The 12,654-nt window shown below is 63.3% G+C and carries 12 protein-coding genes (1 of these 12 only partly in view); 9 read left to right on the forward strand and 3 right to left on the reverse strand.

The genetic code is table 11. The features are described 5' to 3' along the window. The first annotated feature begins 6 nt into the window (after positions 1–6). The gene (locus CCOS191_RS03605; protein WP_046854090.1) at positions 7–900 is read left to right on the forward strand and encodes a ChaN family lipoprotein; all 894 of its coding nucleotides are present in this window, start codon (positions 7–9) and stop codon (positions 898–900) included. 171 nt (positions 901–1,071) lie between these two features. On the opposite strand, the gene CCOS191_RS03610 is transcribed toward CCOS191_RS03605, so the two are convergent. The 3 genes from CCOS191_RS03610 to CCOS191_RS03620 all read right to left on the reverse strand — a co-directional run bounded on the left by CCOS191_RS03610 (position 1,072) and on the right by CCOS191_RS03620 (position 3,580). After that, positions 1,072–1,356 carry a TfoX/Sxy family protein gene (locus CCOS191_RS03610; RefSeq protein WP_046854091.1) on the reverse strand — a complete coding sequence of 95 codons (285 nt, stop codon included), beginning with the start codon at positions 1,354–1,356 and terminating at the stop codon, positions 1,072–1,074. A gap of 207 nt (positions 1,357–1,563) precedes the next feature. Beyond that, positions 1,564–1,917, reverse strand: coding sequence for a pentapeptide repeat-containing protein (locus CCOS191_RS03615; protein ID WP_046854092.1), 354 nt, complete (start codon positions 1,915–1,917; stop codon positions 1,564–1,566). Between the two features lie 100 nt (positions 1,918–2,017). Next, complete coding sequence (locus CCOS191_RS03620; RefSeq protein ID WP_046854093.1) at positions 2,018–3,580, reverse strand: bifunctional aminoglycoside phosphotransferase/ATP-binding protein; 1,563 nt, start codon at positions 3,578–3,580, stop codon at positions 2,018–2,020. Between the two features lie 117 nt (positions 3,581–3,697). Here CCOS191_RS03620 and mrcB point away from each other — a divergent pair, with 117 nt between their 5' ends. The 8 genes from mrcB to msrP all read left to right on the forward strand — a co-directional run. Beyond that, positions 3,698–6,019 carry a penicillin-binding protein 1B gene (mrcB, locus tag CCOS191_RS03625; RefSeq protein ID WP_046854094.1) on the forward strand — a complete coding sequence of 774 codons (2,322 nt, stop codon included), beginning with the start codon at positions 3,698–3,700 and terminating at the stop codon, positions 6,017–6,019. 26 nt (positions 6,020–6,045) lie between these two features. Further along, positions 6,046–6,825, forward strand: a complete 780-nt coding sequence (locus tag CCOS191_RS03630; RefSeq protein ID WP_046854095.1) for a tetratricopeptide repeat protein — start codon at positions 6,046–6,048, stop codon at positions 6,823–6,825. Continuing rightward, the gene (locus CCOS191_RS03635) at positions 6,822–7,154 is read left to right on the forward strand and encodes a YqcC family protein (protein WP_046854096.1); all 333 of its coding nucleotides are present in this window, start codon (positions 6,822–6,824) and stop codon (positions 7,152–7,154) included. The genes CCOS191_RS03630 and CCOS191_RS03635 overlap by 4 nt, the downstream gene beginning before the upstream one ends. Positions 7,155–7,561: 407 nt before the next feature. Continuing rightward, positions 7,562–9,286, forward strand: coding sequence for an acetolactate synthase 3 large subunit (locus CCOS191_RS03640; protein ID WP_046857681.1), 1,725 nt, complete (start codon positions 7,562–7,564; stop codon positions 9,284–9,286). A gap of 1 nt (position 9,287) precedes the next feature. Next, a complete protein-coding gene (gene ilvN / locus CCOS191_RS03645) occupies positions 9,288–9,779 on the forward strand; it encodes an acetolactate synthase small subunit (protein WP_003250040.1) in 492 nt (163 codons plus the stop codon). A 54-nt stretch (positions 9,780–9,833) separates the two neighbouring features. Further along, a complete protein-coding gene (gene ilvC, locus CCOS191_RS03650) occupies positions 9,834–10,850 on the forward strand; it encodes a ketol-acid reductoisomerase (RefSeq protein WP_038706849.1) in 1,017 nt (338 codons plus the stop codon). Positions 10,851–11,000: 150 nt separating this feature from the next. Then, the gene (pssA, locus tag CCOS191_RS03655) at positions 11,001–11,852 is read left to right on the forward strand and encodes a CDP-diacylglycerol--serine O-phosphatidyltransferase (protein ID WP_028691215.1); all 852 of its coding nucleotides are present in this window, start codon (positions 11,001–11,003) and stop codon (positions 11,850–11,852) included. 77 nt (positions 11,853–11,929) lie between these two features. Then, positions 11,930–12,654, forward strand: partial view of a protein-methionine-sulfoxide reductase catalytic subunit MsrP gene (gene msrP, locus CCOS191_RS03660; RefSeq protein WP_046854097.1) — the 5' portion only. Its footprint extends 289 nt past the window's final position; 725 of the gene's 1,014 nt are visible here — the first part of the coding sequence; it begins with the start codon at positions 11,930–11,932; its stop codon lies beyond the right edge, outside the window.

Consider the following 12,654-nt stretch of genomic DNA (forward strand, 5'->3'; position numbering starts at 1 on the left):
TTCGCCATGCGCCATCCCTTGCTGTCCGGCTTGTCCATCTGCCTGGCGCTGGCGCTCGGCGGTTGCCAGGCGAGCCTGCCGCCCGTGCCGGCCTGGCAGGGGACCGAAGGCCGCGACAACGTCCAGTTGGGGCAGATCATCGAGTTGTCCAGCGGCCAGGTATTGAGCCCCGGACAGCTGGTCCAGCGCCTGGCCGATGCGCCACGGGTGCTGGTCGGTGAAAAGCACGACAATCCCGACCATCACCGCTTGCAGCTGTGGCTGCTGCGCGCCCTGGAAAGCCGCCGCGCGCAGGGCAGCCTGCTGCTGGAAATGCTCGAGCCGCAACAGCAGGCGCTTGTCGATGCGCAGAAGGGCAAGGTAACGCCAGCAGCCGACCTGCCGAAGGCGCTCGCCTGGCAACCCGGCTGGGATTGGGCGCTGTACGGGCCGATCGTGCGCGAGACCCTTGGCCAGCCATACCCGCTACTGGCGGCGAACCTGTCGCCCGATGAAATCCGCCAAGCCTATCGCCAACCGGCGACACCTCCGGGCGAGCGCTCCAATGCGCCGGCAGTGGTGCAGGCGCTGCTGGCACAGGTGCGTGCCGGCCACTGCAATCTGCTGCCGGAAAGCCAGCTACCGGCGATGCTGGCGGTGCAGCAGCAGCGTGACCGGCGCATCGCCGAGCGCTTGCTGGCCGCGCCGCAGCCGGCGCTGTTGCTCACCGGCAGCTACCATGCGCGCAAGGATCTCGGCGTGCCGCTGCACCTGGCCGACCTCGACGCCAAGCCCGAGGACAAGGTGCTGTTGCTGGCGGAAGTGGGGGAAACGGTCGAGCCGGCCATGGCTGACTTCGTCTGGTACACCCCGGCGACACCGGAACAGGACTACTGCGCCCAACTGCGCAAGGGCCACTGAATCGCAGGCAAAAAAAGACCCGGCAAAAAGCCGGGTCAATAACCGTGATTAGCCTGATGAGGAGATAATCTGAGCGTCCGAACCAGGGAGCATTCAGGTTACCCAACCGGTCTCGCGACCAGTTGTGATAATCATAACGATTCTCATTTCGGAGTCAATGCCTTTGCACAATTATTTTTCGTTCTTTTGTGATTGGGCTGGGCACTTGGCATCGAGCTGCTGGTTCAACGCCTGCTTGCGTTCGACCGGCAGGTCATTCCAGTGCATGTCCAGCAGGGCGCCCTCGATGGCGTACAACAACACCTTCGAAGCCCGGAATCCTCGCGTTCTCACGGCCTGATAGGCACCCACCGCGCCGAGCCGGCGCAGGTCCGATGCACTGTGGATGCCGACGGCATGCAGCCATTGCGCGGAGGTCTTGCCAAGGTTTTTCAGATGCTGCAATTCATCGTTCATCGAGCCTCCTTGCGATGGCTGAACGGGTCGTGGGGATAAATCGCGAGCAGGTCAATGAGGAGTGTAGCGGGGGTTGTGGATTACGCGGCCTTTTGCCATCGGCGCCGACGGGATGTAGCGCTCTGGCTGAGCGGGAGCGGGCTAGCCCGCTCCCACGTGTGTCCGATCCACAAGGTTCGTCGCCACCGCCTTGTGCAGGCCAGACGCTTACCCTTGGCGTGGGCTGCGATAACGCATCCGCGTCCCGAACTTCACCGACATCAGGATCTCGTCGGCGCTCAGCTCGGCCGGGAAATACGTCCCGGAGATCTGCGCATGGGCCAGGCTCGCCCCTTCCAGGCCGTTTTCCCGCAGGTCCAGCCCGCGCAGGTCAGCGGCACGGAAGTAGGCGTCGGAAAAGTCGATGCCGCGTACATCCAGATCGCGCAGGTCGAGGCCGCGGAAATCACCGCCGCGAAAGTCGATCGGTGAATCGCTGGGTTTCTCGCGGTTGAACGCCGCGATCTTCTCGTCGCGGATCATCGAGTACAGGACGTTGTCCAGCTGACGGGGCTGATTCATGGCGGCGCCTCCTCCGTGGGGTGTGATGATATTGTAATGACATCACTGGAGGGGCGCCGGACTTCAGGCGTGAACTGTCGACTGCTTCACGCCTGATGGCTCAAAAGCCGGGGAAATGCTGGCGGATCTGTTCGATCAACTGGTCCATGCTGGCGCTTTCCTGAGTGTTCACCCGCTTGCTGTGCTTTTGCTCCTCGGCATCGAGCGGATCGCGCGTCGCTTGTTGCGCCTTGACCACCTCCAGGGTGGCGTCCGACGGGTCGATGGCCTCGGCCTGGCGTTGCGCCAGCCAGCTGGCGATCACCGCGTCCGGGGCATGGCAGTCGAGGATCAGGAACGGCACGCCGGTCTCGCTGGCGACCTCGGCCGCGGCCTTGCGCTGCTCATGCTTGAGGTAGGTGGCGTCGAGCACCACCGGGAACCCGGCGTGGAGGATGATCTCTGCAAGTTCGTGCAGGCGCTGGTAGGTGGCAACGCTGGCCTGCTTGTCGTAGATGCCGGCCTCCAGATGACCGGCATCGGCCGCCGATTGCTTGCCGAACAGGCGCTTGCGCTCCACGTCCGAGCGTACGCGCACTGCGCCGAGAGCCTCGACCAGGCGCATTGCCACGTGGCTCTTGCCCACTGCCGAGACGCCTTGGGTGATGGCCAGCAGGCGCGAAGGGATGGCGCTGTAGCTTTCGGCCAGGTTGGCATAGTTGCGGTAGGTGCGCAGGGTGGTGGCGCGCTGCACGCCGTCGGCCTCGGCTGGCATGCTGAACAGCGCGACCTTGGCCCGCACCAGAGCGCGGTAGGCCTTGTAGAAATTCAGCAATTCCAGGCCCTGGTAGTCGCCGGTCAGCTCCAGATACTGGCTGACGAAACGCCGCGACAGGCACTTCAGGCCGCGGTCCTCGAGGTCCATGGCCAGGAAGCCGACGTCGGCGTAGACGTCGGTCAGGCGGAACGGTTCGTTGAACTCGATGCAGTCGAAGATCACCACCTTGCCGTCGATCAGGGTGGCGTTGCCCAGGTGGATGTCACCGTGGCATTCGCGAATGAAACCGTCGGCCTTGCGCGCCTCGAGCAGGCCGTGCAGGCGCTTGAAGCTGTCCTGGGCCCAGGCTTGCAGTGCATCGAGCTGCTGCAGGTCGGCCTTGTCGCTGAGGAACGGGCGGATCTGTTCGAAGTTCTGCTCCACCGGCGCCATCACCGCGTCCGGCGTGCCCAGCGGGTGCTCGACCGGCACCTTGGGCGCCTGCAGGTGGAACTCGGCGATCTGCCGCGCCATCTGGTCGATATGTCCGGCATTCAGCTCGCCGTTGGCCTGCAAGGTGCTGAGCATCTGGCCTTGAGGGAACTGGCGCATCTTCAGCGCGTATTCGATCGCCGGGCCTTCGCCGTCGATCTGCGGCGCTTCGACGCTACCGGTGATCGGCAGCACTTCCAGGTACAGACCTTCGGTCAGGCGCTGGTTCAGGCGCAGCTCTTCGTTACAAAAATGCCCGCGCTGGTCGAGGCCGGTAAAGTCGAGGAAGCCGAAGTTCATCGGCTTCTTGATCTTGTAGGCAAACTCGCCGGTCAGCAGGACCCAGGAGATATGCGTCTCGATGAGCTCGAAGCCCGCGACAGGGTGCGGATAGAGGGCGGGGTTCTGCAGCGCGCTGATCAGGGCTTGGCTCACGGATCATCCTTCAGGGGTCAGGGAATTCGAATCGAACATTATGGTCAATGGTGCCGTCCCTGCAAACCGCCAAGGGGCGTCTGCCTCCCTTTTCCAAAGTGCGTATAATCCGCCGCCATGACTCGTACCCGAAATTCCCGCACCCCCAAAAAACGCCCGACCGGCCGCGCCCGTGCCTGGCTGGGCTGGGCGCTCAAGCTCAGCCTGGTCGGCCTGGTACTGATCGCCGGCTTCGCGGTCTACCTCGACGCCACTGTCCAGGAGAAGTTCTCCGGCAAGCGCTGGACCATCCCGGCCAAGGTGTATGCCCGGCCGCTGGAGCTGTTCGTCGGCCAGAAACTGAGCCGCAACGACTTCCTCACCGAGCTCGATGCCCTCGGCTACCGTCGGGAAAGCGCGGCCAACGGCCCGGGCGCGGCGTCGGTCAACGGCAATACCGTCGACCTCAATACCCGTGGCTTCCAGTTCTACGAGGGCATGGAACCGGCGCAATTCGTGCGTGTGCGCTTCTCCGGCGATTATGTCGCGGGCCTCAGCGGCGCCAATGGCGGCAAGCTCGACGTGGTGCGCCTTGAGCCGCTGATGATCGGCGGTATCTACCCGAAGAACCTCGAAGACCGCATCCTGGTCAAGATCGACCAGGTGCCGCCGTATCTGGTGGAAACCCTGATCGCCACCGAAGACCGCGACTTCTACAGCCACTTCGGCGTGTCGCCCAAGTCCATCGCCCGCGCGGTGTGGGTCAACACTTCGTCCGGCGCCATGCGCCAGGGCGGCAGTACCCTGACCCAGCAGTTGGTGAAGAACTTCTTCCTCACCAACGAGCGCAGTCTCAGCCGCAAGCTGACCGAAGCGATGATGTCGCTGCTCCTGGAAGTGCACTACGACAAGCACGAGATCCTCGAGGCCTACCTGAACGAAGTGTTCATCGGACAAGACGGCCAGCGCGCCGTGCACGGCTTCGGTCTGGCCAGCCAGTTCTTCTTCAGCCAGCCGCTGCAGGAACTCAAGCTGCACCAGATCGCCCTGCTGGTGGGCATGGTCAAGGGCCCGTCATACTACAACCCACGCCGCCACCCCGAGCGCGCCCTGCAACGGCGCAACCTGGTGCTAGACCTGCTCGCCGAGCAAGGCGTGGCCACTCAGGACGTGGTCGACGCGGCGAAGAAGATGCCCCTGGGCGTGACCAAGCGCGGCAGCCTGGCCGACAGCTCGTTCCCGGCCTTTCTCGACCTGGTCAAGCGTCAGCTGCGCCAGGACTACCGCGACGAAGACTTGACCGAAGAAGGCCTGCGCATCTTCACCAGTTTCGACCCGATCCTGCAGATGAAGGCCGAAACCGCCATGAGCGAGACCTTCAAACGCCTGGCCGGGCGCAAGGGCGCCGACGAAGTCGAATCGGCGATGGTCGTCACCAACCCGGAAACCGGTGAGGTGCAGGCGCTGATCGGCAGCCGTCAGTCGGGCTTCGCCGGTTTCAACCGTGCCATCGATGCGGTGCGGCCGATTGGTTCGCTGGTCAAACCGGCGGTCTACCTGACCGCGCTGGAGCAGCCTAGCAAGTTCACCCTCACCAGCTGGGTGCATGACGAGCCGTTCTCGGTCAAGGGCGCCGATGGCCAGGTATGGCGGCCGCAGAACTACGACCGCCGCCCCCATGGCACCATCTACCTGTACCAGGGCCTGGCCAACTCCTACAACCTGTCCACCGCCAAGCTGGGCCTTGAAGTGGGCGTGCCCAACGTGATCAAGACCATCGCCCGGCTCGGCGTGCAGGTCGACTGGCAGGCGTTCCCGTCGATGCTGCTGGGCGCCGGCGGCATGTCGCCGATGCAGGTGGCAACCATGTACCAGACCATCGCCAACGGCGGCTTCAACACGCCGATGCGCGGTATCCGCAGCGTGCTCACCGCCGAAGGCGAGCCGCTCAAGCGCTACCCGTTCCAGATCCAGCAGACCTTCGACCCGGGTTCGATCTACCTGGTGCAGAACGCCATGCAGCGGGTGATGCGTGAAGGTACCGGGCGCTCGGTGTACAGCACGCTGCCGAGCTCGCTGACCCTGGCCGGCAAGACCGGCACCAGCAACGACTCGCGCGACAGCTGGTTCTCCGGTTTCAGCCAGGACCTGCTGGCGGTGGTCTGGCTGGGCCGCGACGACAACGGCAAGACGCCGTTCACCGGTGCCACCGGCGCCTTGCAGGTGTGGACCAGCTTCATGAAGAAGGCCGACCCGCTGCCGCTGGACATGCCGCAGCCGGACAACGTGGTGCAGGCCTGGATCGACCCCTACAGCGGCCAGGGTTCCGACGGCAGCTGTCCGGGAGCGGTGCAGATGCCGTATATTCGTGGCAGTGAACCGCCCGCAGGCGCCGCCTGTGGCGGCGAGCAGAACCCGGCCGAAGAGGTGATGGACTGGGTCAAGGGCTGGATGAATTGAGCGCGAGCTTCTGAAGAGGGTGTGAAGTGAACAAGTGGTGGATTCCTGCCGTGGCGGCAGTGACCGTTCTGCACGGCTGTGCCAGCGTCCCGCGTGGCAACATTCCGGTGGTCGATTCGAGCACCCGGGTCTCCAACAGCGAGCGCGTCTCGGCCAACCGCACGTCGGCCTATCCGACCAGCGGCGGCAGCAGCCAGGCCCAGTCATTGCCGGAAGACTCCGGCGTCACCGTGATGATCCCGCAGGGGACAGGCGGCGCGCCGATCCAGTCGTTCCCGGCAGGCACCGGGCCTGCGCCGATCAGCACCGGCCCGATCACCCCGGGCCCGGTCAGCAGCGGGCCGATCACGACCAACCCCAACCCGATTGCCGACGAACCGTTCGACATCGCCTCGATGAGCAACCCGGCGCCGGTGACCAGTGCCCCGACCGGTATCCCGCGTGGCAACGCCTCCAGTGGCGGCCTGTCGGCCGACGAGCAGCTCGACGGCCCGGTGCTGGCCCTGCTCACCACTGCCCAGCAGCAGCAGGGCAGTGGCGACTTCAACGGCGCCGCGTCGAGCCTGGAGCGTGCCCAGCGCATTGCCCCGCGTGAGCCACAGGTGTTGTTCCGCCTGGCCCAGGTGCGCCTGTCCCAGGGCGATGCGGCGCAGTCCGAGCAACTGGCACGCCGTGCCCTGACCTACGCCAACGGTCGCCCAGACCTGCAGGCCCAGCTGTGGAACACCATCGCCCAGGCCCGTGAAAAGCAGGGTGACAGCGCAGGTGCCGCCCTGGCGCGGCAGAAGGCGCGGGTCAACCTGTGATGGAACAGCGCATTCTCGATATCGCCGACCAACTGCTGCTGATCGAGCAGGAGCTAAAGGTCCAGGGCTGGTGGAGCGACGCCACCCCCAGTGCCGAGGCGTTGGCCAGCGTGGAGCCGTTCGCGGTGGACCGCATGAGCTTCGAGCAGTGGCTGCAGTGGATCTTCCTGCCGCGCATGAAGCTGATCCTCGAGCACGGGCACTCGTTGCCCAACGCCTCGGGCATCCTGGTGATGGCCGAGACGGTGTTCGTCGACCGCCCGGAACAAAGCCGCGAGCTACGGCGTTTGCTCGCAACTTTCGACCAATTGATCGCGCCTTCCGCCTGATTTCTACCGTTTTTTCTTCAAGGGCCGCAGATTGTGGCCCTTTTTTATGGAAATCTTATTTTTCCTGCTGCTGCTCGCGCCATTAGTGGTGGTGAGAATTCATCTTGATCAAAAATTGGCAATAATTTCTCTTGACTTGTGAGCGCCGAATCACAAGAATCCAGATTCCGCTGTAGAGGGACTGCCAGAAGCAGACCCGCTAAGCAGATCATGAGGCGCACACCCGCGCCGACTTGTAACACCCCGCAACGCGTTACCTCGCGCTGGGTGGGAAGGCCCGCAACACACCAGGGTATTCCCAATACTTGCTCAGTCAGTGCTGACGTTCGCTCATGCTCTGCTTGGCAGTAAACCTAATAAGACCCGCTCAGTGAGGGCGGTATTCTGGCGTTTTAGAGGTGAACAACGTGGAGCTCTTATCCGGCGCTGAAATGGTCGTCCGCTTCTTGCGCGACGAAGGCGTTAAGCACATCTACGGGTACCCTGGCGGTGCTCTCCTTCATGTTTACGATGCCTTGTTCAAGGAACCGGAAGTCCAGCACATCCTGGTTCGTCACGAGCAGGCTGCCACCCATATGGCGGACGGTTACGCCCGTGCCACCGGCAAGGCCGGCGTGGTACTGGTGACTTCCGGCCCAGGCGCGACCAATGCCATCACCGGCATTGCCACCGCCTACATGGATTCCATCCCGATGGTCATCCTGTCTGGCCAGGTGCCCAGCACCATGGTCGGCACCGATGCGTTCCAGGAAACCGACATGATCGGTATCTCCCGGCCGATCGTGAAGCACAGCTTCATGGTCAAGCACGCCTCGGAAATCCCCGAAGTCCTGAAAAAAGCCTTCTATCTGGCGCAGTCCGGCCGTCCCGGCCCGGTCGTGGTCGACATTCCAAAAGATATGACCAACCCGGCCGAGAAGTTCGAGTACATCTACCCGAAAAAGGTCAAGCTGCGTTCCTATAGCCCGGCCCTGCGCGGCCATTCCGGGCAGATCCGCAAGGCAGCCGAAATGCTCCTCGCGGCCAAGCGCCCGGTGGTCTACTCCGGCGGCGGCGTGATTCTCGGCGGCGGCTCCGAAGCCCTGACCGAAATCGCCAAGTCGTTGAACCTGCCGGTCACCAACACCCTCATGGGCCTTGGTGGCTTCCCCGGCACCGACCGCCAGTTCCTCGGCATGCTCGGCATGCACGGCAGCTACACCGCCAACCTGGCCATGCACAACGCCGACGTGATCTTCGCTGTCGGCGTGCGTTTCGACGACCGCGTGGTCAACGGCCCGGCCAAGTTCTGCCCGAACGCCAAGATCATCCACATCGACATCGACCCGGCGTCGATCTCGAAGATGATCAAGGCCGACGTGCCGATCGTCGGCCCGGTCGAGAGCGTGTTGAGCGAAATGCTCGGCATCCTCAAGGAAATCGGCGAGCAGCCCGACAAGGCGGCGCTCGATGCCTGGTGGAAGCAGATCGACGAATGGCGTGGCGACGGTGAGCTGTTCCCCTACGACAAGGGCGACGGCAACATCATCAAGCCGCAACAGGTCATCGAGACCCTGTGCGAAGTGACCAAGGGCGATGCCTTCGTCACCTCCGATGTGGGCCAGCACCAGATGTTCGCGGCGCAGTACTACCGCTTCAACAAACCCAACCGCTGGATCAACTCCGGTGGCCTGGGCACCATGGGCTTCGGTTTCCCGGCGGCCATGGGCATCAAGCTCAACTTCCCCGACCAGGATGTGGCCTGCGTTACCGGTGAAGGCAGCATCCAGATGAACATCCAGGAGCTGTCCACCTGCATGCAGTACGGCCTGCCGGTGAAGATCGTCAACCTGAACAACGGTGTGCTGGGCATGGTTCGCCAATGGCAGGACATGTCCTACAACGGTCGCCACTCGCATTCCTATGTCGAGTCGCTGCCGGACTTCGTCAAGCTGGCCGAGGCCTATGGCCATGTGGGCATTCGCATCACCAGCCTGAAAGACCTCAAGCCGAAACTGGAAGAGGCTTTCGCGATGAAGGACCGCCTGGTGTTCATCGACATCGCGGTCGACCGGACCGAGCACGTCTATCCGATGCAGATCAAGGACGGCTCGATGCGTGACATGTGGCTGAGCAAGACGGAGCGTACCTGACATGCGGCACATCATCTCCCTGCTGCTGGAAAACGAACCCGGTGCCTTGTCTCGCGTGGTCGGCTTGTTCTCCCAGCGCAACTACAACATTGAAAGCCTGACCGTGGCGCCGACCGAAGACCCGACCCTGTCGCGTCTGACGCTGACCACCGTTGGCCATGACGAAGTGATCGAACAGATCACCAAGAACCTCAACAAGCTGGTCGAAGTGGTCAAGCTTGTCGACCTGTCGGAAAGCGCCCACATCGAGCGCGAACTGATGCTGGTCAAGGTCAAGGCCACCGGTGCCCAGCGCGCCGAGATCAAGCGCACCACGGATATCTTCCGTGGCCAGATCGTCGACGTGACCGCCAGCGTGTACACCGTGCAGCTGAGCGGCACCAGCGACAAACTGGACAGCTTCATCCAGGCCATCGGCACCGCATCGATTCTCGAAACCGTGCGCAGTGGCGTCACCGGCATTGCCCGTGGCGACAAAGTGCTCAGCATCTAACTTCAAAAATAGCGATGGCTCCGCAGGGGCCGAGATATAACCAGGGGTATTTTCATGAAAGTTTTCTACGACAAAGACTGCGACCTCTCCATCATCCAGGGCAAGAAAGTCGCCATCATCGGCTACGGCTCCCAGGGTCACGCCCAGGCGTGCAACCTGAAGGACTCCGGTGTGGACGTTACCGTCGGTCTGCGTAAAGGTTCGGCTACCGTTGCCAAGGCTGAAGCCCACGGCCTGAAAGTGGCCGACGTGGCCAGCGCCGTCGCTGCCGCCGACCTGGTCATGATCCTGACCCCGGACGAGTTCCAGGGCCAGCTGTACAAGAACGAGATCGAGCCGAACATCAAGAAGGGCGCCACCCTGGCCTTCTCCCATGGCTTCTCGATCCACTACAACCAGGTCGTGCCGCGTGCCGACCTCGACGTGATCATGATCGCGCCGAAGGCCCCGGGCCACACCGTGCGCTCCGAGTTCGTCAAGGGCGGCGGCATCCCTGACCTGATCGCCATCTACCAGGACGCTTCGGGCAACGCCAAGAACGTCGCCCTGTCCTACGCTGCTGGCGTCGGTGGCGGCCGTACCGGCATCATCGAAACCACCTTCAAGGACGAGACCGAAACCGACCTGTTCGGTGAGCAGGCCGTTCTCTGCGGCGGTACCGTCGAGCTGGTCAAGGCCGGTTTCGAAACCCTGGTCGAAGCGGGCTACGCCCCGGAAATGGCCTACTTCGAGTGCCTGCACGAGCTGAAGCTGATCGTTGACCTCATGTACGAAGGCGGCATCGCCAACATGAACTACTCGATCTCCAACAACGCCGAGTACGGTGAGTACGTCACCGGCCCTGAAGTCATCAACGAAGAATCCCGCAAGGCCATGCGCAACGCTCTGAAGCGCATCCAGGACGGCGAGTACGCGAAGATGTTCATCAGCGAAGGCGCCACCAACTATCCTTCGATGACCGCCAAGCGCCGCAACAACGCCGCTCACGGCATCGAGATCATCGGCGAGCAGCTGCGTTCGATGATGCCGTGGATCTCGGCCAACAAGATCGTCGACAAGACCAAGAACTGAGTCTTGCGTCGATAATGAAAAACGCGGCTTCGGCCGCGTTTTTTCGTTTGCGCGGTCAGCTTCTGGTATAAAGCGACCAGTGGCTCGCTGTCAGAACCGTTTTGCAGAGCCCATGTCGAACATATTCCACCCTGTTGCAAGGTACTTTTCATGAGCGAACGTCCCGAAGAGCCGAACAAGCCCTCCGACGCCGAAAGCCTGCTACCTGTCGATGAGCACGTTGAAGAAGGCCACGACGCCGAAGGGCGCAAGGTGCGTCACCGCGGTATCTATCTGCTGCCCAACCTGTTCACCACCGCGAACCTGTTCGCCGGCTTCTATTCCATCATCAGCTCGATGAGCGCGCAGAGCGCCCTGAGCGCGGGTGATCCACGCGAGGCGAGCAAGTACTTCGCCTTCGCCGCCATCGCCATCTTCGTCGCCATGGTCCTCGACGGCCTCGACGGCCGCGTGGCGCGCATGACCAATACGCAAAGCGCCTTCGGTGCCGAGTACGACTCGCTGTCGGACATGGTCGCCTTCGGCGTGGCGCCGGCATTGTTGGCGTTCGGCTGGGCCCTGGGCGACATGGGCAAGGTCGGCTGGATGGTCGCCTTCATCTATGTGGCCGGCGCGGCCCTGCGCCTGGCGCGCTTCAACACCCAGGTCGGCACCGCCGACAAACGCTACTTCATCGGCCTGGCCAGCCCGGCGGCGGCCGGCGTTGTGGCCGGTACTGTCTGGGCGTTCAGCGACTACGGCATCCAGGGTTCCAAGCTGTCGTTCCTGGTGGCGCTGCTGGTGGCGGCCGCCGGCATGCTGATGGTCAGCAACATCAAGTACAACAGCTTCAAGGAGCTCGACCTCAAGGGCCGCGTGCCCTTTGTCGCGATCCTGGCCGTGGTGCTGGTGTTTGCCGTGGTGTTCAGCGATCCGCCGCGCATCCTGCTGCTGATCTTCCTCGCCTATGCTGCATCGGGGCCGATCCAGTTCCTGTTGCGGGCGCGCCGTCGCAAATCCTGACAAGGATTTAATCGCGGAATAACCTGCCGGCTCCATAGTCTTACGTGTACATCAGTTACCCGTACTGTGGAGCCGCCATGCTCATCAAGCTTCCCCGATCCAGCGACTGCAAGTCGTCCGAGATCACCCCCGAAAGTTTCTACCTCTCCCGTCGCCAGCTGCTGGGCGCCGGCCTTGCAGGTGCAGCCCTGGGTGCCTTGCCCCGGTTGGGCGCCGCGGCGGAGGTTTCCCGCTATGCCGATGTCGAGGCGGGCAGCGCGCCAGGCTGGTTCAGCGACAAGCTCGGCGCCACGCGCTGGCAGGCGGTCACCGTCAGCGGCGAGGCGATCACGCCGTTCAAGGACGCGACCCACTACAACAACTTCTATGAGTTCGGGCCCGACAAGGGCGACCCGGCGGCCAATGCCGGCAGCCTGAAGACCGAGCCGTGGAGCCTGGTGGTCGATGGCGAAGTGGCCAAGCCCGGGCGTTATGCGCTGGAGGACTTCGTCAAACCGTACCAGCTCGAGGAGCGGATCTATCGCCTGCGCTGTGTGGAGGCCTGGTCGATGGTGATTCCCTGGCTGGGCTTCCCCTTGGCCGAGGTACTCAAGCAGGTCGAGCCAACCTCCAAGGCGCGCTATATCCGTTTCGAAACCCTGGAAGACCCCAAGCGCATGCCTGGGCAGCGCTCCGGCTTCGCCCTGATCGACTGGCCCTATGTGGAAGGCCTGCGTCTGGATGAGGCGATGAACCCGCTGGCGATCCTGGCGGTGGGCATGTATGGCCGTGAACTGCCCAACCAGAACGGCGCGCCGCTGCG

It is taken from the genome of Pseudomonas sp. CCOS 191 (assembly GCF_001007005.1).
Classification (GTDB): domain Bacteria; phylum Pseudomonadota; class Gammaproteobacteria; order Pseudomonadales; family Pseudomonadaceae; genus Aquipseudomonas; species Aquipseudomonas soli.

Coding starts and splice junctions, on each gene's coding strand:
- CCOS191_RS03605 (WP_046854090.1), top strand. CDS start 7: ATGCGCCATCCCTTGCTGTCCGGCTTGTCCATCTGCCTGGCGCTGGCG.
- CCOS191_RS03610 (WP_046854091.1), bottom strand. CDS start 1,356: ATGAACGATGAATTGCAGCATCTGAAAAACCTTGGCAAGACCTCCGCG.
- CCOS191_RS03615 (WP_046854092.1), bottom strand. CDS start 1,917: ATGAATCAGCCCCGTCAGCTGGACAACGTCCTGTACTCGATGATCCGC.
- mrcB (WP_046854094.1), top strand. CDS start 3,698: ATGACTCGTACCCGAAATTCCCGCACCCCCAAAAAACGCCCGACCGGC.
- ilvN (WP_003250040.1), top strand. CDS start 9,288: ATGCGGCACATCATCTCCCTGCTGCTGGAAAACGAACCCGGTGCCTTG.
- ilvC (WP_038706849.1), top strand. CDS start 9,834: ATGAAAGTTTTCTACGACAAAGACTGCGACCTCTCCATCATCCAGGGC.
- pssA (WP_028691215.1), top strand. CDS start 11,001: ATGAGCGAACGTCCCGAAGAGCCGAACAAGCCCTCCGACGCCGAAAGC.